The organism is Mesorhizobium sp. P2_F8 (genome assembly GCF_056403655.1).
Window position 1 is genome coordinate 162,741 of the sequence record NZ_JBFUFB010000003.1, and the last position, 22,806, is coordinate 185,546.

The 22,806-nt window shown below is 63.9% G+C and carries 23 protein-coding genes; 9 read left to right on the forward strand and 14 right to left on the reverse strand.

Translation table 11 applies throughout. The features are described 5' to 3' along the window. The first annotated feature begins 146 nt into the window (after positions 1 to 146). Positions 147 to 785, forward strand: coding sequence for a GcrA family cell cycle regulator (locus AC1DZP_RS08100; RefSeq protein WP_477301439.1), 639 nt, complete (start codon positions 147 to 149; stop codon positions 783 to 785). A gap of 179 nt (positions 786 to 964) precedes the next feature. On the opposite strand, the gene AC1DZP_RS08105 is transcribed toward AC1DZP_RS08100, so the two are convergent. Continuing rightward, a complete protein-coding gene (locus tag AC1DZP_RS08105) occupies positions 965 to 1,273 on the reverse strand; it encodes a DUF982 domain-containing protein (RefSeq protein WP_457150586.1) in 309 nt (102 codons plus the stop codon). A 123-nt stretch (positions 1,274 to 1,396) separates the two neighbouring features. Beyond that, positions 1,397 to 1,675: a DUF982 domain-containing protein gene (locus AC1DZP_RS08110; protein ID WP_477226707.1), complete on the reverse strand. Its 279-nt coding sequence runs from the start codon at positions 1,673 to 1,675 to the stop codon at positions 1,397 to 1,399. A gap of 241 nt (positions 1,676 to 1,916) precedes the next feature. Here AC1DZP_RS08110 and AC1DZP_RS08115 point away from each other — a divergent pair, with 241 nt between their 5' ends. Continuing rightward, complete coding sequence (locus tag AC1DZP_RS08115; protein WP_477301441.1) at positions 1,917 to 2,519, forward strand: DUF6456 domain-containing protein; 603 nt, start codon at positions 1,917 to 1,919, stop codon at positions 2,517 to 2,519. A gap of 49 nt (positions 2,520 to 2,568) precedes the next feature. On the opposite strand, the gene AC1DZP_RS08120 is transcribed toward AC1DZP_RS08115, so the two are convergent. Both AC1DZP_RS08120 and AC1DZP_RS08125 read right to left on the reverse strand, forming a co-directional pair. Beyond that, a complete protein-coding gene (locus tag AC1DZP_RS08120) occupies positions 2,569 to 2,880 on the reverse strand; it encodes a hypothetical protein (RefSeq protein ID WP_477301443.1) in 312 nt (103 codons plus the stop codon). Between the two features lie 116 nt (positions 2,881 to 2,996). Further along, entirely contained in the window at positions 2,997 to 3,890 is an 894-nt protein-coding gene (locus AC1DZP_RS08125) for a LysR family transcriptional regulator (protein WP_477301445.1), read from the reverse strand. A 131-nt stretch (positions 3,891 to 4,021) separates the two neighbouring features. On the opposite strand from AC1DZP_RS08125, the gene AC1DZP_RS08130 reads away from it, so the two are divergent. Then, the gene (locus AC1DZP_RS08130; protein WP_477301447.1) at positions 4,022 to 4,771 is read left to right on the forward strand and encodes an SDR family NAD(P)-dependent oxidoreductase; all 750 of its coding nucleotides are present in this window, start codon (positions 4,022 to 4,024) and stop codon (positions 4,769 to 4,771) included. Between the two features lie 284 nt (positions 4,772 to 5,055). Here the strand turns inward: AC1DZP_RS08130 and AC1DZP_RS08135 are convergent, their stop codons facing one another. Next, positions 5,056 to 7,095 (reverse strand): acyltransferase family protein, encoded by a 2,040-nt coding sequence (locus AC1DZP_RS08135; RefSeq protein ID WP_477301448.1) that lies wholly within the window; start codon positions 7,093 to 7,095, stop codon positions 5,056 to 5,058. Between the two features lie 179 nt (positions 7,096 to 7,274). After that, the gene (locus AC1DZP_RS08140) at positions 7,275 to 8,015 is read right to left on the reverse strand and encodes an XRE family transcriptional regulator (RefSeq protein ID WP_477301450.1); all 741 of its coding nucleotides are present in this window, start codon (positions 8,013 to 8,015) and stop codon (positions 7,275 to 7,277) included. A gap of 234 nt (positions 8,016 to 8,249) precedes the next feature. Between AC1DZP_RS08140 and AC1DZP_RS08145 the strand changes: the two genes are divergently transcribed. Then, positions 8,250 to 8,543 carry a hypothetical protein gene (locus AC1DZP_RS08145; protein ID WP_477301452.1) on the forward strand — a complete coding sequence of 98 codons (294 nt, stop codon included), beginning with the start codon at positions 8,250 to 8,252 and terminating at the stop codon, positions 8,541 to 8,543. On the opposite strand, the gene AC1DZP_RS08150 is transcribed toward AC1DZP_RS08145, so the two are convergent. Next, positions 8,544 to 9,269, reverse strand: a complete 726-nt coding sequence (locus tag AC1DZP_RS08150; protein ID WP_477301454.1) for a Crp/Fnr family transcriptional regulator — start codon at positions 9,267 to 9,269, stop codon at positions 8,544 to 8,546. Positions 9,270 to 9,700: 431 nt separating this feature from the next. On the opposite strand from AC1DZP_RS08150, the gene AC1DZP_RS08155 reads away from it, so the two are divergent. Further along, entirely contained in the window at positions 9,701 to 9,916 is a 216-nt protein-coding gene (locus AC1DZP_RS08155; protein WP_477301456.1) for a hypothetical protein, read from the forward strand. Positions 9,917 to 10,057: 141 nt separating this feature from the next. Here AC1DZP_RS08155 and AC1DZP_RS08160 read toward each other — a convergent pair whose 3' ends face one another. After that, entirely contained in the window at positions 10,058 to 11,089 is a 1,032-nt protein-coding gene (locus tag AC1DZP_RS08160; protein WP_477301458.1) for a hydroxyacid dehydrogenase, read from the reverse strand. A gap of 191 nt (positions 11,090 to 11,280) precedes the next feature. On the opposite strand from AC1DZP_RS08160, the gene AC1DZP_RS08165 reads away from it, so the two are divergent. Next, positions 11,281 to 12,360 carry a LacI family DNA-binding transcriptional regulator gene (locus AC1DZP_RS08165; RefSeq protein WP_477301459.1) on the forward strand — a complete coding sequence of 360 codons (1,080 nt, stop codon included), beginning with the start codon at positions 11,281 to 11,283 and terminating at the stop codon, positions 12,358 to 12,360. Between the two features lie 70 nt (positions 12,361 to 12,430). Here the strand turns inward: AC1DZP_RS08165 and AC1DZP_RS08170 are convergent, their stop codons facing one another. From AC1DZP_RS08170 to AC1DZP_RS08180, 3 genes are all read right to left on the reverse strand, one after another. Beyond that, positions 12,431 to 12,661, reverse strand: a complete 231-nt coding sequence (locus AC1DZP_RS08170) for a hypothetical protein (protein ID WP_477301461.1) — start codon at positions 12,659 to 12,661, stop codon at positions 12,431 to 12,433. Positions 12,662 to 12,753: 92 nt separating this feature from the next. Beyond that, positions 12,754 to 13,974: an FAD-dependent oxidoreductase gene (locus AC1DZP_RS08175; RefSeq protein ID WP_477301463.1), complete on the reverse strand. Its 1,221-nt coding sequence runs from the start codon at positions 13,972 to 13,974 to the stop codon at positions 12,754 to 12,756. Positions 13,975 to 14,067: 93 nt separating this feature from the next. Further along, complete coding sequence (locus tag AC1DZP_RS08180; RefSeq protein ID WP_477301465.1) at positions 14,068 to 15,567, reverse strand: glucosamine inositolphosphorylceramide transferase family protein; 1,500 nt, start codon at positions 15,565 to 15,567, stop codon at positions 14,068 to 14,070. Between the two features lie 261 nt (positions 15,568 to 15,828). Here AC1DZP_RS08180 and AC1DZP_RS08185 point away from each other — a divergent pair, with 261 nt between their 5' ends. Together AC1DZP_RS08185 and AC1DZP_RS08190 are read left to right on the forward strand one after the other, a co-directional pair. After that, positions 15,829 to 17,937, forward strand: a complete 2,109-nt coding sequence (locus AC1DZP_RS08185; RefSeq protein ID WP_477301466.1) for a GumC family protein — start codon at positions 15,829 to 15,831, stop codon at positions 17,935 to 17,937. Between the two features lies 1 nt (position 17,938). After that, a complete protein-coding gene (locus AC1DZP_RS08190) occupies positions 17,939 to 19,285 on the forward strand; it encodes a VpsF family polysaccharide biosynthesis protein (RefSeq protein ID WP_477301468.1) in 1,347 nt (448 codons plus the stop codon). Positions 19,286 to 19,492: 207 nt separating this feature from the next. On the opposite strand, the gene AC1DZP_RS08195 is transcribed toward AC1DZP_RS08190, so the two are convergent. The 3 genes from AC1DZP_RS08195 to AC1DZP_RS08205 all read right to left on the reverse strand — a co-directional run bounded on the left by AC1DZP_RS08195 (position 19,493) and on the right by AC1DZP_RS08205 (position 21,603). Then, positions 19,493 to 20,260: an alpha/beta fold hydrolase gene (locus AC1DZP_RS08195; protein ID WP_477301470.1), complete on the reverse strand. Its 768-nt coding sequence runs from the start codon at positions 20,258 to 20,260 to the stop codon at positions 19,493 to 19,495. 138 nt (positions 20,261 to 20,398) lie between these two features. Continuing rightward, the gene (locus AC1DZP_RS08200; RefSeq protein WP_477301472.1) at positions 20,399 to 20,884 is read right to left on the reverse strand and encodes a RidA family protein; all 486 of its coding nucleotides are present in this window, start codon (positions 20,882 to 20,884) and stop codon (positions 20,399 to 20,401) included. Further along, a complete protein-coding gene (locus AC1DZP_RS08205; RefSeq protein ID WP_457152335.1) occupies positions 20,878 to 21,603 on the reverse strand; it encodes an SDR family NAD(P)-dependent oxidoreductase in 726 nt (241 codons plus the stop codon). Before AC1DZP_RS08205 ends, AC1DZP_RS08200 begins: the two co-directional genes overlap by 7 nt. Before the next feature lie 131 nt (positions 21,604 to 21,734). Between AC1DZP_RS08205 and AC1DZP_RS08210 the strand changes: the two genes are divergently transcribed. Further along, positions 21,735 to 22,637 carry a LysR family transcriptional regulator gene (locus tag AC1DZP_RS08210; protein WP_477226721.1) on the forward strand — a complete coding sequence of 301 codons (903 nt, stop codon included), beginning with the start codon at positions 21,735 to 21,737 and terminating at the stop codon, positions 22,635 to 22,637. The last annotated feature ends 169 nt before the right edge of the window (positions 22,638 to 22,806 follow it).

Consider the following 22,806-nt stretch of genomic DNA (forward strand, 5'->3'; position numbering starts at 1 on the left):
GCGAGCCCGCTCCGGCTGAGGCTAAAGCCGGCGCCAGCCGGCCCTCCGAACAGACAACCCTGACTGCGGCCCAGGCAACCGGGCCCAGACCTGATGCTTGCCTGACGGCGCACGGCCGAAGGCAGAACTTTGGATGGAGCCTTGAGATGGCAAGCTATACCGACGCCGAATTGCAAGAGATCGCCGGCTGGCTGAAGGACGGGCTTTCCGCCTCGAAGATCGCGGCGGCTTTCACTGTGCTGCGCGGCGCGCGCGTGTCGCGTAACGCCATCATCGGCATCGTGCACCGCAACGCCATGCTGAGTGCGATCGGCTTTGCCAATGGCAAGCGGCTGCCGGCCCGCAAACGCAAGGCGAGCAAGCGGGCGAACGGAACGGGCGGGGCCATCGCCAAGGTGTCCGACACGATCGACGTCGTGCTTGCCACCAGCATCGCCGGCACGCCGGTCCGGCCGAAGCGCTTGCCGCCACCCCTGTCGGTGCGCGAAGTGGGCGTGCTGGTCGCCGATGGCGAAGCCTATCGCCTGGAGATGCCGGTGCCGCCTCGTGCAGCCCTCGGCCGCCAGCCGCATGGCGTGGCGATGCGTTTCATCGACTGCCTGTTCGGCCGCTGCCGCGCGCCGCTGGATCTGACGCTGGAAGAAGATCCTGAAAACGATGCGCCGGGCAGCCGGCCTGGCGCCGACATGCTGTGCTGCGGCATGCGCACCAAGGCGCTGAAAAGCTATTGCCCCTACCACCAGGCCCGCTTTCGCCGCCGCGTTTTTGAGGCGGAAGCGGGGTGAGCATGCCTTCCCCCCGTTTACGGGGAGAAGGTGCCGGCAGGCGGATGAGGGGCGGCGCTGAGGTGGCGGGATTGAAAACAGATATGATCTACAAGCATCCGACCGAAGAGCTGGCGCCGCCCCTCATTGCCCTGGCGGGCATTTCTCTCCGTGAACGGGGAGAAAGAAACCTCGTCGCCCTATTTCGGTATCTGCCGGCCTTGCTTGGGCATGCGGCTTTGCACGGTCCTGGTCTCGAGCGTCATGGCAGGTCCGCCTTCGGCCTCCAGGATGTCGGCCACCCTGGCAAAGCCGGTGAACACTTTCATGGCGTCGGATTCGGAAATCTGCGCTGCGATGGCAGCGCTGCAGGCGTTGAGGGCGCTTCGGTAGACATGGCCGCGYCGCTCGAGCGGCCAGCGCTGCAGGAAGTCGGCGGCGTCGTTGACGCAGTCGATCTCTTCGATCTGTCCGTCGATCCGCACCTTGAGCGGCACTCCGGTCTTCATCGTACCCACGGCGTTCACCTTCACTCTGCGCGGGGCTGGAAACCCCGCTCTTATCAACGCGCCACGCTGGCTGGCGGTTGCATCACATTTTCGGCCCGGCCCGGCCCACCAACCTCACAACCCTCACGGGACCACGGCGTCCAGCCAGGCATGGGCGCGGCTTCTTGGCCTGGCCACCAATATATTCTGTTGGCCAGCCGCCCTGGTGAGGGCGTCGAAGGCGATGCGCTGGCTGCAAGTGCCGTCTACCGCCAAGGCGACGAGCCTGGCTGCCTCGACATAGCCAGGTGCTGTCTTGTCTGGCCATTGCTGCCTGAGCGCGTCGGCGGCCTCGGCCACCGAGCCGACCAACATGGTTCTGCTGTCGCAAAAGCGCAGCGTAACCGGCATGAAAGCTGTCATACGCAAACCTCCCGTTGGTATGGACGCGACATAACGTCGAAAGTTCGCGCTGGTTCCATTAGTCCGGACGCGGATATGGCCGTCGTCTCGGCAAGGCGTGGTTTTGCCCCTCAACGCAGCTCTGCGTCGAGCTGTTCGAAACGCCGCGCGATCTGCGATCTGCTCGCCAGAAGTGCGGCACTTCAGAACCCAGGTTCCGCACGGCCCAACCCAATCCCAACACCCCAACCAGGAGCCTCCCGTGAGCAAGAGAACCAGAGCTGCAAAACCGCAGGCACCAAAACTGCCGAAGGGCGAGGCCGAGCAGGTGCGCATCCGCCGCGAGATCGGCCATGATTTCGCGCTGAAGGACGATGACTTCGGCCGCACGCGGCTGGCTGCGGGCACGCTGGAGGCGGGTCGCGTCTACGAGGTGTCGAATGACGGCTTCACCTCCACCGGCGGCATCGTGCGGGTGCGCAATGTGGATCCGCTGCTGGGCATCACCTCGCTGTCGCGTCAGCAGCGCGAGGCCGGCTTGCGCTACCGCGAGGATTTCCGCTGCAGCCAGCAGGCGAGCGTGAAACCGATGCGCTGGAGCGAGCGGGTCGACGGCGGTCGGCACGGCGGCGGCATCGCCGACAGCGTGCTCGACGCTGGCCGCGCCCACGCCGCCGCGAGCAGGGCGCTATGCCATTGGGAGGTGGTCGCCGTGGTGCAGAAAGTCTGCTGCGCCGGCGGCTCGATCAAGGGCCTGGCCGAGCAGACCGGCGAGGGCAGGGATGTGGTGACGAAGCTCTTGAAGGTCGGACTGGACCTGCTGGCGGTGCACTATGGGATGATGGTGGGGAGAAGGGTCGGGTGACAGGAGATCCGACTGGCAATGCCGGCCGGATCAATCTTCCCGGATCAGGTCATCCGCAGACGCGGATTTCCTCGATGATCCTGTGGTGATGGCGCCAGTGCTTGACCAGTTCGATGTGGCAACGGTGGTACCGGTGGTAATAACGTGGCCTGTAGCCGTTGTCGTAGGCATCGTACCGGTAATAGGGGCGATAGGCGTAGCGATCGCCGTAGTCACCGTAACCATTGTAATAGCCGCCGCCGTAATAGTCGTCGGCATAGCCGCCGATGCCGATCGTGATGCGACTACCGGCATCCGCGGGAGCGATCATCGCCGCCGCCGAAGCAATGGCGATAACCGAAACAAGCAGGAGCTTCTTCATGGCTACCTCCTTTTAGAGGTTAGTCTAATATAACCCCCGAGGCGCGGCCCCGTTCCACAGATTCTTAAAGATGTGATGAGCAATGCGGACGCCGGGGGCCGTGCCCGGCAGACATCTCACCTTCCCAACCTCCCCATTTGCTTTGCCAAAAACTCCACGAACAGCCTTGCCCGCACCGGCAGTTGCCGGCCGAAGGCATGTACGATGTGGACCGGCATGGTTGGCATCGGCACATCTGGCAGGACGCGCATGAGTCGGGCGGTGTCGATGTCGTCTTGCACGGCGACTTGCAGGAGGTGAGCGATGCCGGCGCCGGATAGGGCGGCGTTGCGGATGGCGCCGCCGTCGTCGGTGTCGAAGCGGCCGTCGGGCACGATTTCGGTGCCGTCGGCAAAAGTGATGGCCCGCGGGCGACCTGCCGAGACATAACGGACGAAATCGTGGCGTCGCAGAGCTTCGATCGAGGCTGGAAAGCCTCGGCGCTGGAGATAGGCGGGGGCGGCCACGAGCACGATCGGCAGGCTGGCGATGCGCCGCGCCGTGAGCCCGGCATCGGCCAGCGTGCCCATGCGCACCGCCACGTCATAGTTCTCGCGGATCAGGTCGGCGTGACGGTCCGTGACGCTGAGTTCCAGCTTCACCTCCGGTTGCTCGGCCAGGAACAGCTGCACCCATGAAGCGATGAGGCCGCGGCCGAGTTCGACCGGGGCGGTGACGCGCAGCAGGCCGCGCGCCGTGCCGGTGCTCTGCACAATGTCCTGCGCATCGTCGAGCGCCCGCAGCAGCGGCGCCACCCGTTCGTAATAGGCGATGCCTTCGCTGGTCAGCCCCAGCCGGCGGGTCGAGCGCTGGATGAGTTTAGCGCCGAGCCTCCGCTCCAGCTTCGCCACGCTCTTCGACACGGTCGACGGGCTGGAGCCGATCAGCCGGCTGGCGGCCTGGAACGAACCGGCATCCACCGTGCGCACGAAGGCGACAAGGCCGGCGGTCTTTTCGAGGATGGTGGTCATGGAGACGTCGTCCCATGTCGAGAAGGGCTGATTGCGGAATTCCAGGCAAGAAAGAATGGCCTGAGGTCAGGCTAATACGCTTTTTATGCGCACTTAAATACCGCTCATCGTCAGGATCAAGGAGAGAATGGATGAGCAGTCTGGACGGCAAGGTCGCCATCGTCACCGGCGCATCGAAGGGAATTGGAGCAGCCATCGCCAAGGGGCTGGCGGCGGCGGGCGCCGCTGTCGTGGTCAACTATGCCTCATCGCGGGAAGGGGCCGAGCGCGTCGTCTCCGCCATCGTGGATGCCGGCGGCCGGGCGGTCGCGGTGAAGGGCGATGTCGCGCAAGCGGCTAACGTGCGCGGCCTGTTCGAAGCGGCAAAGTCCTTGTTCGGCGGTGTCGACATCCTGGTCAACAATGCCGGCGTATTCCAATTCGAGCCCCTGGAGGCGGTGACCGAGGCCGAGTTCCACCGCGAATTCGACACCAATGTGCTGGGCGTCGTGCTGACCATCCAGGAGGCGGTGAGGCATTTCGGGCCGGCGGGCGGCAGCATCATCAACATCAGCTCTGTCGCCAGTGCCAATCCGCAGCCAAATTCGCTGGTCTATGCCGCCACCAAGGCGGCGGTGGATTCGATCACGCTGTCGATGTCGCGTGAGCTTGGCGCCCGCCACATCCGTGTCAACGCGATTGCGCCGGGCGGCGTCGACACCGAAGGGCTGCAGCGTGTCGGCATTGTCGGCAGCGAACACGAGAAGGCGCTGGTGGCGGTCACCCCGCTCGGCCGCTTTGGCCAGCCCGACGACATTGCGCGGGTGGCGGTGTTTCTGGCGTCCGACGAGGCCGGTTGGCTGACGGGAGAGCGGATTACGGCGTCGGGTGGGTGGCGATAGCGGCGCGACAAGACCGGAAGGATGAGGTTGCCGAAGGTGCACCTGACTGTCTTCCACTTGTAAATGTGGCGCTGCCCCTCATCGCCCTGCCGGGCACTTCTCCCCGTATAGTGACGGGGAGAAGGACGCTGTTGTGTATGGTTTCGCCAATCGCCAGCGGTGAGAACGAAGAACGAAGGTTGCGGCGACTTCCCTTCTCCCCGTCACTATACGGGGAGAAGGTGCCGGCAGACGGATGAGGGGCAGCACCGGCCTCACAGAAAGGCGACCCGCGCCACCATCACTTAAAACAACGCCTTCTCCAGCGGTCGCTCCAGCGTCTCGGCGAAAGCGGTGGCAAGGTGGTGGCGGTCGCGGAAGGCCAGCTTGCCGCCGATGAAGACGTGGCAAGAGGTGTGGCCGCAGAAATGGTCGGTGAGGTCGACATAGAGCGTGTCGGGCACGCTGGCCACGATGGCGCGCTCGGTGGCGGCCGCGCCGTCATTGGCGGCCTCGGTCCTTGGCGTGTCGCAGTGCGGCGACGGCGCCTCGCGCCACCACAGCGCGCGCGCCACGCAGGAATCGGCGAAGCTGGTGTTGATCGGCGTGTCGCGGATCACCGCGGCCTCGACGCCGGCCCGGCTGAAGGCCTGCAAGGTCGAGCGCAGGCCGGCCTGCCAGCGCGCGGTCTCGGCGGTGCGGCTGGCGGCGGGCATGTCGCGCGTCAGATTGCCAATGGAGAATTCCGAGATCACCACCAGGCGCGGCTTGCGGGCGATGATGTCCGATATCGCCTGCTCGCGCCAGGCGTCGCATTCGGTGTAGTCGCGTTTCAGCACGGTGTTGAAGGTCGAGAGCCGCGAGGCGCGGCACGATGATTTGAGATAGGTGACCACCTTAGTATCGTTGCGCCTGGCCGCCTCGATCAGCGGCGTCGACCAGTGGTCGGCATGCGAATCGCCGAACAGCACGATGGTGTGGGCGGCATCGGTGGCGCCGAACGTGCAAGGTTTGGGCGTCACCGTGTGGAAGTCGAGCAGGCAGCTCTTGTCGACGGCGCGCACGATGGAGGGTTGTTCGGCCGCCTGCTCGATGCCGCGCTGCTCGGGGTCGATGTTGCGCTGGGCCAGATGCGCATTGGCATAGGCCACCGCCACGCCGGCACCCGTCAGCGCAAGCGCGGGAGCCAGCGCTATTGCAGGAAAAGTGAGACGCGGTTTTGCGTCGGGGATTGCGCTGAAATAAGGAGCCCTGGCGCCTGCCGTCAGCCAGCCGGCACGTCGTCCGGGGTTCTCGATCAGGCGATAGGTGAACACCGACAGCGCCAAGGCTAGCGCGCCGCAACCGAGGCGCTGCGGCACGCTGAGATCCGGCACCAGCATCTGCGCATAGACGATCACCGGCCAGTGCCAGAGATAGAGCGAATAGGAGAGCGCGCCGATCCATTGCAGGGGCGGCAGCGACAGAGCTGCGGCCGGGCCAAAGGCCTGCCAGTTGTTCCGTCTGTTGGCCCACATGCCAGCCCGCTCCTCGCCAGCCCCGCCCAACAGCACCAGCACCGTGCCGGCAACCGGCAGCAGCGCCAGGTAGCCGGGAAAGGGCAGGTCTTCGCTCAGCCACAGATAGGCCGCCGCGATCAGCGCCAGGCCGATCGAGCCAAGTGCAGCGCACAGCCACGGACGATGCAGCAGGAAAGTCACTGGGACCAGCGTCGCCAGGCCGCCGGCGGCGAACTCCCAGGCACGCAGCGGCGAGAAATAGAAGGCCCATGCCGGTGCCGCGCTGGTCAGCCAGGCGCAGGCGACGAAGGAGGCAAGGCCGGCGATGCCGATCACGGCCACGGCCGTTCGCAGGCCGGGACGCAGCCAGGCCGCCAGCAGAAGCAGCGCCGGCCAGGCCAGGTAGAACTGCTCCTCCACGGACAGCGACCAGAAGTGGATGAAGGGATTGCTGGTGGCATCCGTGGCGAAATAGTCGAACGACCAGCGCAGCAGCCACAGATTGATGGCGTAGGCGGAGGCGAACATGGCGCCGCGCGAATAGAGCGCCTGCTCCTGCGGCGACAGGATGAAATAGCCGGCCACAAGCGTCGCCAGGACGACGAACAGGGCCGCCGGCAAAAGGCGCCGCGCGCGCCTGGCATAGAAGCGCCAGAGGTCGAGCCTGCCGGTGTCGCCGATCTCCTGCATGAGGTGGGTGGTGATCAGCCAGCCGGAGATGACGAAGAAGATGTCGACGCCGGCAAAGCCGCCCGGCAGGGCGGAGAGCCCGAAATGATAGGCGACGACGCCGCCGACGGCGAGCGCGCGCAAACCCTGTATGTCCGGCCGGAACGATGCTGCCAAGACGGCTCCTTCGTGCAAGCCCACCTCTTGGCCCACCGCTTGTCCCAGCCCGTCGCAAGTGTCGGCCGGGCAGGTTGACATCGCAATGCAACAAATCTTTCGCAGTGCAACATGGCAAGAAAAGGAAGGTCCTCTCCCACCGGCCGCGCCGTGCCGTCAGTCGCTCCGGATCTGGTGCATCAAGCCTCGCGCGCGAGGCTTGCCACCAGAGGATCGACGCCGGGGTCATCGAGGCCGACGACGTGGGCCATCCGCATTGCCTGTCTCAGGCTGATCCTGGCGACGTCCCGCCGCATGATGACCGAAACGAAGGCTGGCCCTGATCCCGTCAGGACAATGGCCCTGCCGACCAGAACCGGCTCCGAGATGGGGGCCCATTGCACGGCTACGATCGACGGCTCGCCGGTCGGGCGGCTGTTGATGCCGCTGAAATAGATCCAGTTCAGGCGCGAGATCACCACGCCGTAGTGGTTGTCGGGCGCCCGCGCTGCGCCCTGGCTGTCGTCTGGAGCCCACCGCGTCACGCGCCTGAAGGTGACCAACTCGGTCTCACGCTGCACGAAGGTGATCGAGCGCGTCAAAAGGTCGGGGCGGCCGGGAACCGAAAAATAGGTGAAATAGGTGCCACCGGCGATGGCCGGCGAGGGGGGATGCACCATGGTCTCATACAGTCTCTGGCGCAGCGATGCGTGGCTGTCGGTGGCTGCCGCGGCAGCGGGCTCGCGATAAAGATCGTTCTCGTCGATCTTGAAGAAGCCGCAGATCAGCCTGGCGGTGGCTTTGTTCGGAATGGCCTGGCCTTGCAGATAGCGCTCGAACTGGGTGCGGTTGATGCCAAGCTCACGGCACACCGCACTCACGGAAGCGTGGCGTTGGACCAGCCGCCTGAGATTGGCGGCGAGATTCTCGCGAATTGGCACGACATCGCCCCCGCGACGTACGGATGCTTATTCAAGCGATAACTTATATTTTGCCAAACTCGCATGCGGTGACGGTTTCGCGAAGAGGGACTTTGGGCCAATAGCGCGGCCGGTCCGGTGACACGAAGACTGTACGGTTTTGACAGTTTGGCTATGCAAGCCCGCCAAATGGGCGTAATCCAGTGCCAAGAGCGACCTGGATCGGCCACTCGACATCCTGTTATGGAGGGCGGTTTGGATCACACCGGCCTGGTCGAGCTTCTGGACTATACGCAAGCGCAATTGAGCAAGATACGCCAGGCGGTGGCCGCGAGCGATCACGCCGGCGCCATGTTCACCATCGATTGCCTTATCGGGGCGGCGGCCGAACAGACGAAATGCAAGCTCGCAAGCCTGGAGCATGCCGGGTTGCCAATTGGCAGAAATGAACCGGTTGGCCGGAAAAGGGCCGCGGATGACTATGAAGTCGGTGCGACACGGCCCGGCAAAGCGACATCATCGGGCAAGCCGGCGGCGCGGCGCCCTTGATCAGTCGGCATCGATCCCGCCGACCAGCCTGACATATTCGGCCTCGGCTTCGCCGTAACTGCCATTGGCGAGTTCTTCCAAACCGGCGCGGTCGCGGATGACGATTTCGCCGCGGCGCGAACGGATCAGCGCGCGGCCTTCCAGCAACTGGAGGGCAACGGTGACGCCTGGCCGCCGAACGCCAAGCATGATGGCCAGGAATTCGTGCGTGATGGCCAGGGTTTCACCAGGCACCCGGTCGTCGCACATGAGCAGCCACCGCGCCAGCCGCTCCTCGAGCTTCAGCCTTGCGTTGACGAGTGCGGTGCAACCGGCCTGGGTCTGGAGCGCGTTGACGAAGCGCAGCAGGAACATCCGCAAGGTCGCACTTGCCGCAAGGGCTGCATTGAAAGGGCCGGCTTCGATGCGGATGGCCTCGCCTTCAAGCTGCACATAGCAGGCATGCACCGCACGGTCGTCGCCCATCACCAGCGAAGATCCCGTCATGCCTTCGAAGCCGATGAAGCCCACTTCGGCCTCGTGGCCGCTGGTCGTGCTGGCGACCACAGAACCGATGCCCCGTTCGATGAAGTAGACGGCCTCGATTGGAATATTGGGGCTCACCAGTATCTGGCGCAAGGGCAGGTCGCAGCGCTGCATATGGGGCTCGAGCAGCGCCAGGTCATCCGCCGGCATGCGCCGCAATAGTTGGTTTCGGTATTGGTGGTTTTTTCCAGGATCGGTCATGGCGCGGCCCAATGCAGGGCAAGAGCCATCCCATCTCCCAGCCGTCCGCGCCCCGTATCAACGTGCCGACGATCGCCCGTATATAGGGAGTTTGAAGGAAAAAACCCAGGAATGCGGTATGAAATTCGATGCACGGCGACCCCCACCAATGTTCGCATACGCAAAGTTCGACCTGAACGTTAGTGTCGGAAACGTACCAAACACGTCTTGGTACAAAACCGACATATCCCTTGAGAATGCCGGATCACGGCGACGGTCGATAAAATCCGCCGGCTAACGACAAGAGCGCCATGTCACGTCTGGTCATCGGTTCGAGGCGTGGCTGATGACACACGCATCTATCTTCGGCAGGCGGGAAAGTGTACGATTTCTACGGTTGGGGGCGCGGACATCGTCAGGCAAGTGGTCGCTGCTCCAAGAGAGGGCTTCTCATGTCGAGCCTTAACAAGCGCCATCCCGGCTTCTATCCTTCCGATCTGAAACTGTGCCAACGCGTCTTCGATCAGGTCTGCTCCGAACGCAAACTTGACCCGAAGTCATCGGAGCCGGACGTGCAGCGGCTCGCAGCCACGGTGTTCTCGCTGTTCGAGAATGGCTGCAGCAATGAAACCGAGTTGCTTGAGAGTTTCAGGYGGACCCGCCAGTGACCGAAGTCCGGGTCATGTCTTCGGACACCCGGGCGCATCGAGTTGCGAGGCCAGGACAAGCATTGGCGGAGACCGAGCGCGACATCCCCAGGCGGTATTTGATTCAGTTCCGGATCGAATGGCGCGCCACCCGGGACAGCTTCAGTTCTTATCCACCGGCTTCGAACGCATTCTCGACACCGTCTCGCGCTCGGCGCGCTTGGAGCGCAGCGGCGGCAGGCCGCGGTCGACGAGGTCCATGTCCTCCAGCACCATGTCGCCCATGCGCTTGAACGCGATGTCGAGCGCGCCGGCACGGTGGGCCGAGCGCAGGAAACCGGGCAGGGCACGCACCGGATGGTCTTGCGCCAGCGGTTCCTCCGGGAAGACGTCGCTGGCGGCGACGATGTGGCCGCTTTTCACCGCCGCCATCAGGGCGGGAAAATCGACGACGCCGGCGCGGCTGAGCAGGATGAAGGCCGCACCCCTGCGCATGCTCGCAAAGGCATCGGCGCCGAGAAATCCCTGGTTCTCGCTGGTCACCGAAGCGACGACGAACACGAAGTCGCTCTGCGACAGCACCTCGTCGAGCGAGGCCGGCTCGACGCCATTGTCGATCAGGATCGACGGCGGCAGCCAGGGATCGAAGACTTTTGTGCGGGTGCGGAAGCCCGACAGCAGCCGGTTCAGCGCGCGGCCGAGATCGCCGAAGCCGACGATGCCGACATCGGCCCCCGACAGCAACCGGGCTGTCCGGTTGCCGTCACCGCCCCACAACTCCTTGCCCTGGCGAAAGGCGAGGTCGGCGTCGACGATGTCGCGGGCAAGGTTGAGCGCCATGGCAAGGCCAAGCTCGGCCACCGGCTCGGCGAAGACCAGGCCGGTGGTGACGACATGGATGCCGCGCGCAAACAGCGTCTCGTAGGGCATGTTGTTGATCAGGTTGGTCTCGACGTTGAAGACGCAGCGCAGGGCCTTCATCTTGTCCAGCGTTTCAGGCGCGATCGGTGGCTGGCCGACGATGTAGCGGGCTTCGGCCAGCACATCGGCCGGCAATGTTGCGACGCCATCGGGTGTCGTCTCGACGATACGGTATGTTTTCCGGAAGCGTGCCAATTGCGGGGACGTGAAGATGAGGTCGAGCGCGCGCGGTTCCGGCGCGCTGATGACCAGCGGCAAGGTGCTTGTTGACATGGCAATCTCCTCCGGGCGCGAACCTCATCGCACATTTTTAGTTTGCACATGTCGTTATCCCGTTGCACACTTTTGCGACACGCACGGAGACAAGATACCTCCGATTAAACGATTTACAATCGCGAAAAATCGATTTACTCGATTGGTGGCGGACGAAAAATGCTGACGTCCGCGCCTCGTGAGGAGGACCAATGGCGCATAGGCAGGGCCAGCGGCGGCGTCCGTCGATCCACGACGTGGCAAGCTATGCCGGCGTGTCGACCGCCACCGTCTCCAAGGTCATGGCCGGCGTCACTACGGTGAAGCCCGAGAATGCGCAGCGTGTCTTCGACGCCGTAGAGCTTTTGGGCTACCGCGTCGATCCGCTGGCCTCCGACATGCGGCGGGCCAAGCGCCGCATCATCGGTGCCATCATGCCCGAGTTCGAGAGCGAGTTTTTTGGCCAGATGGTCACCCAGCTCGAAAGCCTGGCCGAGCAGCGCGGCTATACGCTGGTGGCCGCATCGAGCCGTGAATCAGAGGTGCGCGAAAAAGAAATCCTCGAACGCATGCATGACTGGAGGGTGGCCGGCGTCGTGCTGGCGCCGGTGCGCAACGAGCACGGCCCGGCGGCCGGGTTCATGAAGGCCAACGGCATGACCGGCGTGCTGATCGATCGCGTGCTGTCGGACGACGCCTTCGACACCGTGTCGGCCGACAGTGCGGCGGCCAGTGCCGAGGTGGCGCGCGAACTGATCGGCAAGGGCCACCGCCACATCCTGGTTGTCGGCCTTGGCGAACAGGCGGCCACGATGCACGCCCGCCTCGACGGCTTTCGTGGCACCGCGTTGGCGCTGGCGCCAGATGTGCGCATCGACGTCGTGCTTGCCGAAGGCGATGTCGAACCGCTCAGGTCGCAATTGCGCGCCTATTTCGATCAAGGCGAAGGTGGGAGCGGGGGCCAACGTCCGAGTGCCGTCTATTCGCTGTTCCTCAAGGGCACGCTTGTGGCGCTGTCCGAGTTCCGACGGCGTGGCTGGCACTGCCCCAACGACATTTCGCTGGTCGGCTTCGACGACGCCGAGTGGATGCAGGTGACATGGCCGGCCATCGCCGCCGTGGTGCAGCCGGTGCGCCAGATCGCCGGCCACGCCATGGACGCCCTGTTTGCCAGGATTGAAGGCGGGGACGGGCCGCCGAGAGCACGGCTCGAGCCTTGCCAGGTTTTCATGCGGGAATCCGTTGGCTCGCCAGGCAGCAGCCCGCGTTCCGGGGGAGGAAATCGACAATAGCCATTGTCGGCAGGCAGTTGCGCTGCACCTGGCCCTAGCGGCCTGCATGGAAGGCGATCGCCGCTACCGGCTACAGCGGCGCCGTTGCGCTGGAAATCTTCACCAAGCGCTCCGCGGTCTCGACGAGACGCCGTTGCGCGGTTTGTATCCTGCTGCGCAGCGCGATGTTCTCGGCCAGCATTTCTTCTGTGCGTTGAATCGCGAGCTCGGTCCGGTTGATGCGCTGCCTGGCATTGGCAACTTCCAAGGCCAAAATATCGGCCACCATCCCGTGACCGTGGGGTTCCATGGTGTTCGTCATAAGTTTCTAACACCTGACGGGCGATATCGTTCCCACTTCCCGCGCACACGCGCGCGAAGCATGCAAGGCTGGGGTGATCCGGGCGGGGTGTTCTATGACGCTTCGCCGGCGACAGCATTTGCCCGCCGCAGGCCTAAATGCCTTATCTTTCGGCCGACGATCATCAGCTGGCGCGCGGTGTTGTTGCGCAGGCGGCGGATGCGCCATTCCAGCTCTGTGCCGGTGGTGATCGCCTTAGAATAGATGCTGGACCTCATGCCATTCTCATCGGCGGCGATCTTGACCGGGTCGTCATAGAAGGCGCAGATCTTGTCAGCCGCCATTCCCGGTGTTTCGAGCCAGCGCGGAATGTGCACCGAATGGAGCCGATCGACATCGGTCATCACGCGCTCGATGCCGACGCCCGGCGTTGGACACGTCGTCAAGAAGGCGTCGCCGACGAAAACCACTCCGTCGCGGCGATGGCCTTGCGTCGTGGTCAGATTGATCTGCCTGACCTCGACGGGGCCTGCGATCTCGAAGTTACCGCATTGCGCTGATATCTCGGGCATCAGCTCGCAAAGCATCTTTTGCGGGTCCTGGCGAAACGCCCTTGTCCACGGCTCGGCCACCTGCCGGTAGACGAACATGTTCGCCCGCATCTTGTTGCCGATCGGAAAGACGGTGATGTAGGCGACCCGGTCCCCGGCCCGTTTGCCGTAGCTGGTGACGGACTCATAGGCGCAGTCACGCGGCGCGATGGCGAGGTCGAAGCCGATCGATAGCGAAAATGCCTTGGATTCTTCGATGCGGTTCACGCCGATGGCGCGCCGCACCGCTTCGCTGTAGCCGGTGGCCACCACCAGAAGCCGCGCGTCGACGACGGAGCCATCGGCGAGCACAAGCCGCTGCTTGTCCGATCCGGTGGTGATCTCGGCGACCTTGCCTACCGTCAACGGAACTTGCGGCGGCAGCGCGTCGCGCAGGCCGTTGATCAGCGAGCCATAGGAAAATCCAAACTCTCGATGGGTTTCACGCGCGAACAACTGTCCGAGGCGAAAGATATGGACCTCGTCCATTGGGGTGACGAGAGGCAAAATCGTCGCGTCGAGGCCCAGCCTCTTGAACAGCTGCATCTGCTTCGTGCCGATCTTCTCAGCCCTGAATTCGTCGTGATGGACGCGGTGCGGATCGATCAACGCCACCTTGCGCCCGGCTTTTCCAAGCACCGTCGCCAAGGTGGTTCCGGCCAGCCCGGCGCCGACAATCGCCACGTCGACTTCGGCTGGGCCAGCCTCTGCGATACTCATTTCGCCGCCCTTTCTGCTGGTCATCTTTCCGCTCTGCAATCTGTGGTGGAAAATACGTCCGGACCCAAATCAACCTCAAGCACTTGCAGGCGCGACTGGTAGTAACCAATGTTTAGGTTAATACCGCCCGCCTCGTTGCTTCCAGCGCGGTGCAATCGCCGAGCCGTCGATGAACTCGAAACCACCCGCCTCGTTGAGCGTGTGGAGCTTGCGCCCATCCCATAGCGCACCTGGATTTAAGATCGTCTCAACAACCTGCTCCATGCCGATCAAATCAAGGTGAGAGATGCGTGCGATGCCGAGAGCCGCGCCATAGCTCCTACGACAGTCCTGCACCGGGCGAAGCAGCTGATCGCCTCGTTTCACCATGCGGCCGGCCGGCCGCGCCGAGGCGATGTCGATCAGCACGGGATTGTTCGGGTGCCGCGTCCAGGGGCCGCGAAAATCCGGCGCCGACCACAGATGCAGCGTGTCGGAGAAGGCGCCTCCACCGTCCCGGACAGTGGCGAACATCCACCAGCTGCCGCCGTGCTCGAGCAGGGTGGCGTCGCTGGCGACGATGCCGGACAGCAGCGTCGCCTCCTTGACCCAGCCGCCGGGAAAGGCAGTCGCCCGGTAAAGATCGACCGTGCCGTTGGCGCAGCTTTCCGGAACCATCCAGACCTCGCCGTCGCGCTCGAAGACGAAGGGGTAGGAGAGATGGTAGGGCAGTTCCAGAACCGGCTCAGGGCGGCCAATCGGGCCGGCCGGACCGAACGGCACAGCCGAGATGATGGCCTTGTCGAGCCGGTGGATATAATCCTCGACGAACAGGGTCAGCTGACCCTGATACAGGATCGGAAACGGATCGGCGTAGAAGCGGCTGCCATCGTCCGGCAGCACCTGCCAGCCCGATGCCGGATGGGCGCGCAGGTCGAACAGATCCCGGCCCCTGGTTTCTCGCCAGCCGACCTTCCAGTGCGGCGCGTTGTAGCAAAGATGGTAGATCTTCTGGACGATCCGCCGCGCCAGCGCCTTTGCCGCCCTGACGCCAAGCTTGGAAGCCGAGGGCATCGGCGGCGGGGCACCAGCCTGCGCCGGCTCGGGCAGAAGCGGCACGGCCGACGCCGCGCCCGACATCGCCGCGACGACCAGGCTTGCCGTACGCGCCAGCATGTCCTGGAAGGACGCCAGCGCGATACCGCCATATTCGGTTCCGAGGCGCCCGGCGGCAATCGCAGCCCCGTTTTCCTCGACGCGGGCGAGTGGCGTCTGGCCGGCGAGGATCAGGGCGAGCAGGGCCGCTTCGCCGCTGGCGCCGCCATAGGTGACGTGCCAGATCCGTGGGCCTTCGAGCTGAACGTCACCGCAGAGGTCGACGACCAGATCGACCGAAGCGGGCGGCGCGCCATAGCGGGCGAGCGCCGAGCGCGGCAAGCGCTTTGCCAGCCCATCGCGGGGCAGGCCATGGATTGCTGTTTCAAGTTGGAACAAGGCCTCGGCGCTGCGCGGGATACCGCCGCCAGCCGGCCGGGCATCGACGGACAGCTCGACATTCGCGAGTGCGGCCAGGCGTTGAGCGAGCAGGACATGGAAGCCACGGACGCAATCGCCGTCCAGGCGCAGGCTTAGCCGCATGTTGAACACCTGGCATTTTCGTGGCCGACGTCAGAACATGGGACACTGGTGTCGGCCCGGTTGAAGTGTTGCCCCATTTTCGTCCGTCTCTCGTTCAGCTGCACGGTGTCAACACCCCAGTACGTTTAGTTAAGCAAACTCCGTGCCAAAATTCATGCGGGTTCCAAACATAATTAATAATGTTTTAACAATTGGAGTAATAGCTAGGTTCATGCCCGCGATTTGGTCTTGCAGGCAAATGGAGTATTGTAGGAGGCAGCTATGCTATCATCTCTGCCCATGGTGCCTCAGCAATACTTTCCGGAAGCAGGATCGGTGGAATCAGCGGGATCATACGCACCCTCGACCGTCGAGCTTGGCGATCTGAAGCGCATTTTGGTGCGCCGCCGTCTCTGGATCATCGGCACCACCGTGCTGCTGACGCTCGCGACCCTGCTCTACGGCCTCCTCACACCCCCGCTGTACAGCTCTGTGGCGGAAATCATCATCGATCCGCAAGACCTGCAAGTGGTCACCAACGATATCAATCCGAGCGGGCTGGCGCCCGATGGCGGCATCACGCAGGTTGAAAGCCAGGTCAGCGTCGTCCAGTCGACGGGCGTGCTGCAGCGGGCGATCGCGGCGACCAAACTGACCGAGGATCCGGAATTCAACGGGCAGGGCATGCTGTCGCGCGCCCTCGGTTCCGGTTCGGCCGCGACCGACAGGACGGTGGCAACGCTCGACGCCCTGCGCCGGCGCCTGGCGGTGAAGCGGGCGGACAAGGTCCTGGTCATCGACGTGATCGTCACCGCCAAGAGCCCCGACAAGGCGGCACTTCTGGCCAACGCCATCGCACAAGCCTATCTGGCCGACCAGGCGAGCGCGCGCGCGCAAGCCGCCACCGATGCGTCGAAGGCGATCACCGCGCGGCTGGACGAACAGCGCAAGCGCGTTCAGCAGGCCGAGAATGCCGTCGAGGCCTACAAGTCCGCCAACAACATGGTGATGGCGGCGGGCAATCTGGTCAGCGACCAGGAACTGACCGAGCTCAACACGCAGCTTTCGGCGGCGCAAAGCCGCACCGCGACGCTGAAGGCGCAGGTCGACCAGATGCGCAAGCAGAGCGGCACGCCCGATGCAACGTCGGAAGCGATGCGCTCGTCGGTGATTTCGAGCCTACGGTCGCAGGAAGCAACACTTGTCGACCAGGTCTCGCAGCTCGGCACGGAACTGGGGCCGCGCCATCCGTCGATGATTGCCGCGCTGCAGCAACTGCGTGACACGCGGCAGCTGATCGCGCGCGAACTCGGCCGGATCCAGACGGCCACCGAGACCGACTACGAGCGGGCGCTCGCCAACCAGCAGGCGCTGGAAACGAAAGTCGCCAGCCTCAAGAACAAATCGCTCGACACAGACCAGGCATCCGTGCGGCTGCGCGAATTGCAGCGCGATCTCGAGGCGGTACGTTCCGTCTACGCAACCTACCTGCAGCGGGCACAGGAAACGCGCGAGCAGATCAACGTCGACAGCACCAATGCTCGCGTCATTTCGGACGCCATGCCCGCCCAGAAAAAAAGCTGGCCGCCACTGGGGCTGCTTTTGTTCGGCGCCGTGTTTGGCGGATTGGGGCTGGGCACCGGCCTGGCGCTGATTGCGGAATACTCCTCGCCGACGGTGCTTTCCAGCGCCCAGATGCAATTCACGATCGATGCCCCCGTGCTTGGCATCCTGCCGGCGGGAGCGAAGGCGGGACGGCGCTGGTGGCCTTTCGGCTCAAGCCCGACCGTCGCGACCAGCCAGAAGACGGATGCCGTCGTCGGCCTTGCGCTCCGGCGCATGTTCAGCTCGGGCCGGCGCCCGCCGGATTGGCCGCTAGTGCCGTCGATCCTGGTGACGTCGCCGCCGGAAGACGGCCAGCAACGCAACAGGATCGCGCGACTGCTCGCCAACGCAGCGGCGGCCAGGGGCAGCCGGGTCCTGTTCGTCGATACCAACACCAGCAACGGCCAGAAGGACCCGCAGCCCGGGATACTCGATGTGCTGCGCGGCGAATATGCGTTCGAAGCCGTCAGCCGTTACGCCCCGGGCAGCAACGTCGCCCTTCTGGGCAGGGGCCGGCCGAAGGCGATCTTCCAGGAAGCGCACGGCGTCTACTTCGCGCAGCATATGCTGGCGCAGGCGAGCCGGAGTTTCGAACTCGTTGTCGTCGATGGTGGCGCTCTCGCCGAGAATCTCAATGCCTCGCCGCTTGTCGCCATGGTCGACGAGATCGTGCTCGTCGCCAGGCTGAACGCCACGCCGATGCGCGATGTGACGGCGACGATGCAGGCGATTTCCGTCATGGGGCGGTTGCCGACAGGCGCATTGCTGGTCGACGAGGTGGCCTGACATGGCCTCCGGCTGGAGCGGAACAGCCTCGAATTTCGGCGCTGCCGCGCCCCGCGCCGGCACCTCTGTCGATGCGGTGACCCAGTTTGGACTGATCGCAGCCGTGCTGGTGCTGTTCGCCGTCTCGGGCGGCATGCTGTGGCTGCTGGGCTACAATTACGACGGCCTGTCAGGCAGCGCGGCGACCAAGATACATCCCTCCACCTATTTCATCATTCTGCTGTTTGCCTGGCGTTCGTGCACGTTCGGCAATCCAGTCGGCTATTGCGTCCATGTCGCTGACAGGCGCCCCGCCACGGCACTGATGAGCGTCATCGCCGTCGTGCTCCTTGTCGTCGTCATCGTCCGGCAACGTCCAGGCATGGCCGGCATGATCGACACGTTCGTGGCCTCCGGGCTGCTGGTGCTCATGCTCGGCGAGGATGACGAATGGACGTTCGCCCGGCTGCCCACCGTCATTCATGCGGTCATGACGGTCAATGGGCTGCTCGCTCTTGTCGAATTCGCCACCAAGACACTGGTGTTTCCCTATCGTTTCGATGGCGAGGTGTTTGCCACCGATCCGCGCTCGAGCGCGCTGCAGGGGCATCCGCTGGTCAATGCCACGGTGACGTCGATCTACGTGCTTGCCCTTTTGAGTGGCTCAAGATCGCTGCCGGCTCCGCTGCGGCTGGCGATGATCGGCCTGCAGTGCGCGGCGCTCGTTGCGTTCGGCGGCCGGTCGGCGATGGTGGTGACTATACTCCTCGGAGGCAGCTATTTGCTCTTCCACGGCTTTCGCAAATTGCGCACGGGACGCGTCAACCTGCTTGGCGCCGCTTTGGCGATGATGCTGGCCGCGCTGCTACCGGTTGCCATCGCCGTGTTGGCCTCGCAGGGCTTTTTCGATGCGCTGCTCGGCCGCTTCGTGTCGGATGGCGGCAGTGCCAATGCCCGCGTCGAGATGTTCGAGATCTTCAACTATCTGGAACTGCGCGATGTGATTGTCGGGCCGAGTGTCGATCTCGTCGAGAGCCTGCGCCGGATCAACGGCCTCGAATGGGGTATCGAGAACCCATTCGTGCGCATGACGGTCTACCAGGGCGCCTTCTTCACCCTTTTGATGATGTCCAGCTTCGGGCTGTTCATGCATGAGGTGGCGCGCCGTTGCCATCCTGGCGTGTGGCTGCCGGTGGTGGGCTGGCTGATCCTTCTCAACACCTCGGAAAGCATCTCCTCCAAGACCACGCTGCTCACCAAGGTCGCGGTCCTGTGCCTTGCCCTTTATCGGCCGGCGCGGTCGGTGATCAGGCCGGTCGGCGGGGTTCGTCCTCTCGCGGAATTGCAGAACCGCTCCACATCTTTTTGATGCAATTGCGGGCGGAAAGCCGTTTCACAACGCTCAGTCAACTGGCTGCCGCCAATGGCCGAGATGGGCCGAACGCGGACGAACAGCTCCAGGTGACAAATGCGAGAAAGCGGACGTCGAGCCTGACCGGGAACCTCAGCCGGCTGATAGTATGTGCGCCCCAAGGCGGATCGGACGACGAGCTCAATGTTCCTAGGTCGATTTCGTCTACTTAGCGGCAGCCTCGATCACGCCAGCGACCGCGGCCGGCTGAGAGATGAAGACAGCGTGGCTTGCGGCCACTTCAGTCACCTTCGCGCCCGAGCGCTGATACATCCAGCGCTGAAGCTCCGGGCTCACAACATGATCCTTGGTGGTCAGGATGGCGAAGCTGGGCTTGGTTCGCCAGGCGGCCACGGAGACCGGCGCTCCCAGAGCTTTCTCAGCGAGCTGCTGCTGTGAATCAGCCAGGAATTGAGCGTCGGCTGCCGGGACATCTTGGGCATAGGTCGCAGCGAACAGCGCCGGCTGCATGAAGAAATACTTGCCCGTGGTGGCCGTGGCGGCCGGGGTGGCCCGCATGGCGTCGCTTGGCGCGGCGAACTTGGACAGAAGCTGCCCGCTGGCTTCCCCTACATCGGGCTGGAGTGCGGCCACATAGACGAGCGCACTGACCTTCGGATCGGCGCCTGCCTCCGTGATCACGGAACCGGCATAGCTATGACCGACCAGGACGATGGGGCCTGTCTGCTGATCAATGACGCGCTTGGTGGCCTCAACGTCCTCAGCCAGACCAGTGAGCGGCTCCTGCACGACAGTGACATGGAACCCATCTTTGGACAGGATGTCGTAGACGGCTCGCCAGCCTGAGCCGTCCACCAGGGCGCCGTGGACAATGACGATATCTTTCGCGGCCGGCTTTGCATCAGCGCGAGCCATGGTGCCACTCAAGGCAACCATGAGGGCAATGACAAAGTTCTTTCGTAGTGTGGACATGAGAGGCTCCTGTGGTGTTTCAAGGGGTTGAGGACGTTGTTTAGGTCGGAAGTTGGTGGTTCGCGCCGAGGAATTCGCTCGCGTAGGCATAGAGGCCGGGAATCCCCTCCATGTGTTGCAGAGCACTGCCTTGCTCGCCTAAGTCGCGATTTCAAAGACGAGCTCGACTTCGACCGGCATGCCAAGGGGTAGGCTGGCGACGCCAAGAACGACGCGGCCCGAGAGCATTCCGGTGCCGAACACTTTGACGAGGAGTTCGGACGCTCCGTCGGCGACTTTCGGATGGTCCCGGAAGTCGCCCTCCGTCGCGATATAGACGCCGAGCTTCGCCACGCCGATTATCTTGGCGAGCGAGCCGAGATGCGCCTTGGCCGCGGATAAGGCGCTAAGACAAGCAATCTCCGCGGCCTTTCTTCCGTCCTCCGCTGAGAGCGCGCCACCGACGCGTCCGACATATTGCGGCTCGCGCCCGACGACCGGCAGCATGCCGCTCAGATAGAGCAGATTGCCGATCTTCACGGTTTCGACATAGGCGCCGAAGGGGGTGGGCGGCGGAGGGAGCGCGATGCCGAGATCGCTCAGCCGCTGGTCTGCACTGGCTTGCGTGCTCATCGAGGTCACCATCTTCCCAGATGTGCGCCGCCGTCGACGTGCAGCACCTCCCCGGTTATGCGCGGCGCCTCTGTCAAGAAGAGCACCGCATCGGCAATTTCTTGGACGCCGGAGATGCTGTGCATGGGCGAGAGCGTGTTCAGAAAGTCCTTCGGGTTGTCTTTGTGCAACGGCGTGTCGACAACGCCGGGGGCGACCGTGTTGGCACGGATCTGCTCCTTTGCATATTCCATGGCGATGTTCTTCGACATGGCTTCGATGCCTCCCTTGGTCAGCATGGCGACCGATGCATTCACACCGGCGATCGGGCGATCCACCAGGGGTGTCGTGATGCTGACGATGCTACCACCACGCTTCTGCGCCAGCATCTGCCGCACGACGCGCTGCGTGAGGTGCAGAAATCCTTCGAGATTCGTTGCCGCGAGGCGACGGTAGTCTTCGACCGTGTAGTCGACGAAGGGCTTGGTGAAGAAGATGCCGGCATTGTTGACCAGGGCGTCGATCGAACCGAATCGCGCAAGCGCGGCTTCGACGACGGTCTTGGCGGTATCCGGGTCGGCGATGTCGCCATCGACGCGGGCTAGGCGGTCGGATGCGTTCAGCTCCGTCGACCGGCTGACCTGCCGCGAGGTCGCTACGACGTTGTAGCCCCTTTCGAGAAAGCTGTTGGTGAGGCCGGCACCGATGCCCTGAGAAGCCCCTGTGATTACGGCCGTTTTCCGCGTCTGCATTTTCATCTCCAAAGGGTGGGCAGCGTCAGTGCTGCTGGATTGCCCTAGTGGGACCGATGTAGTGCAGGCGCGATTTCTCGATTAGGCGGAAATATCTGGAATGTGTTTTCCACCCATGCAAAAATCGGGACATGGCCGATCTGAACGACATCGCCGTGTTCGTAAGGGTTGCGCAGTTCGAAAGCTTCAGCCGTGCCGCGCACGCGCTCGGCATGCCCGTCTCCACCGTCAGCCGCAAGGTGACGGCGCTGGAGGAGCGGCTCGGCGTGACCCTGCTGCAGCGGACGACACGCAAGCTCAGCCTGACGGCGCAGGGCCGTGCCTATTTCAATCAATGCAGCGAGCCGCTGAGCCAGCTCTTCGACGCCGAACGGGTGCTGACCCAAATCCAGAAGAAGCCGGAGGGTCTTCTGCGGATATCAGCGCCGGTCATCCTCGGCCAGGAACCGTTCTATGCGTTCCTGTCCTCGTTTCTGAAGACCTATCCGCGTATCCAGGCCGACCTGTTCATCACCAACCTGTTCCTGGATCTGATAGCCGAGAACATCGACGTCGCCATCCGCTTCGGCGAACTGCGGGATTCGAGCCTGATCGCCCAGCGCATCGGAAAGAGCGTGCGCTATGTCGTGGCCGCGCCGGAATATCTGCACGGTCGGCTTCCGCCATCGCGGCCGGAGGATTTGCGCCAGCATCAATGCGTCCTCCTGCAGGCGCGCAACAACGAGGTGGAATGGCATCTGGTCAGCGGCAAGAAATCCATCAAGCTCCACGTCACCGGGTCGGTGGCGGCGAGAGATTTCCAGGCAGTGAGCGCTTTCACCTATAGGGGCCACGGCATCGGCCTGCTGCCATCAACCTATTGCGATGCCCGGATCGCGAGCGGAGAACTCGTGCGGCTTCTTCCTGATTGGTCGTCGCCGGAAATCTTCGTGCACGCCGTCTATCCGACACGCCGATTTCTGCCGGCGAAGCTGCAGGTATTTCTCGAGGAACTGAAGGCCTGGAAGAGTCCCCTTTGGATTCCGCTGCGATGACCACGGCGGCTATCATAGGATAGCGTGGCCTCAATTTCATCCAGACAGCCAAATGTAGAGCTTCCCGCAGTGCCGCGTCGGCGCGGAGCGGTCGGCTCCTGGCCCGTGGCAAGGAGCCCCGGTGACGCATCCGAGTTGGCGGATCTGCCGAGTGCCGTTCCCACCTCCG

Bases quoted from the DNA above. Each gene is read 5' to 3' on its own strand.
- AC1DZP_RS08180 (WP_477301465.1), bottom strand. From the start codon at position 15,567: ATGCGGCTAAGCCTGCGCCTGGACGGCGATTGCGTCCGTGGCTTCCAT.
- AC1DZP_RS08200 (WP_477301472.1), bottom strand. From the start codon at position 20,884: ATGGTGACCTCGATGAGCACGCAAGCCAGTGCAGACCAGCGGCTGAGC.
- AC1DZP_RS08190 (WP_477301468.1), top strand. From the start codon at position 17,939: ATGGCCTCCGGCTGGAGCGGAACAGCCTCGAATTTCGGCGCTGCCGCG.
- AC1DZP_RS08120 (WP_477301443.1), bottom strand. From the start codon at position 2,880: ATGAAGAAGCTCCTGCTTGTTTCGGTTATCGCCATTGCTTCGGCGGCG.
- AC1DZP_RS08165 (WP_477301459.1), top strand. From the start codon at position 11,281: ATGGCGCATAGGCAGGGCCAGCGGCGGCGTCCGTCGATCCACGACGTG.
- AC1DZP_RS08210 (WP_477226721.1), top strand. From the start codon at position 21,735: ATGGCCGATCTGAACGACATCGCCGTGTTCGTAAGGGTTGCGCAGTTC.
- AC1DZP_RS08130 (WP_477301447.1), top strand. From the start codon at position 4,022: ATGAGCAGTCTGGACGGCAAGGTCGCCATCGTCACCGGCGCATCGAAG.
- AC1DZP_RS08170 (WP_477301461.1), bottom strand. From the start codon at position 12,661: ATGACGAACACCATGGAACCCCACGGTCACGGGATGGTGGCCGATATT.
- AC1DZP_RS08195 (WP_477301470.1), bottom strand. From the start codon at position 20,260: ATGTCCACACTACGAAAGAACTTTGTCATTGCCCTCATGGTTGCCTTG.
- AC1DZP_RS08110 (WP_477226707.1), bottom strand. From the start codon at position 1,675: ATGACAGCTTTCATGCCGGTTACGCTGCGCTTTTGCGACAGCAGAACC.
- AC1DZP_RS08185 (WP_477301466.1), top strand. From the start codon at position 15,829: ATGCTATCATCTCTGCCCATGGTGCCTCAGCAATACTTTCCGGAAGCA.
- AC1DZP_RS08205 (WP_457152335.1), bottom strand. From the start codon at position 21,603: ATGCAGACGCGGAAAACGGCCGTAATCACAGGGGCTTCTCAGGGCATC.
- AC1DZP_RS08100 (WP_477301439.1), top strand. From the start codon at position 147: ATGGCAAGCTATACCGACGCCGAATTGCAAGAGATCGCCGGCTGGCTG.
- AC1DZP_RS08125 (WP_477301445.1), bottom strand. From the start codon at position 3,890: ATGACCACCATCCTCGAAAAGACCGCCGGCCTTGTCGCCTTCGTGCGC.
- AC1DZP_RS08150 (WP_477301454.1), bottom strand. From the start codon at position 9,269: ATGACCGATCCTGGAAAAAACCACCAATACCGAAACCAACTATTGCGG.
- AC1DZP_RS08175 (WP_477301463.1), bottom strand. From the start codon at position 13,974: ATGACCAGCAGAAAGGGCGGCGAAATGAGTATCGCAGAGGCTGGCCCA.
- AC1DZP_RS08160 (WP_477301458.1), bottom strand. From the start codon at position 11,089: ATGTCAACAAGCACCTTGCCGCTGGTCATCAGCGCGCCGGAACCGCGC.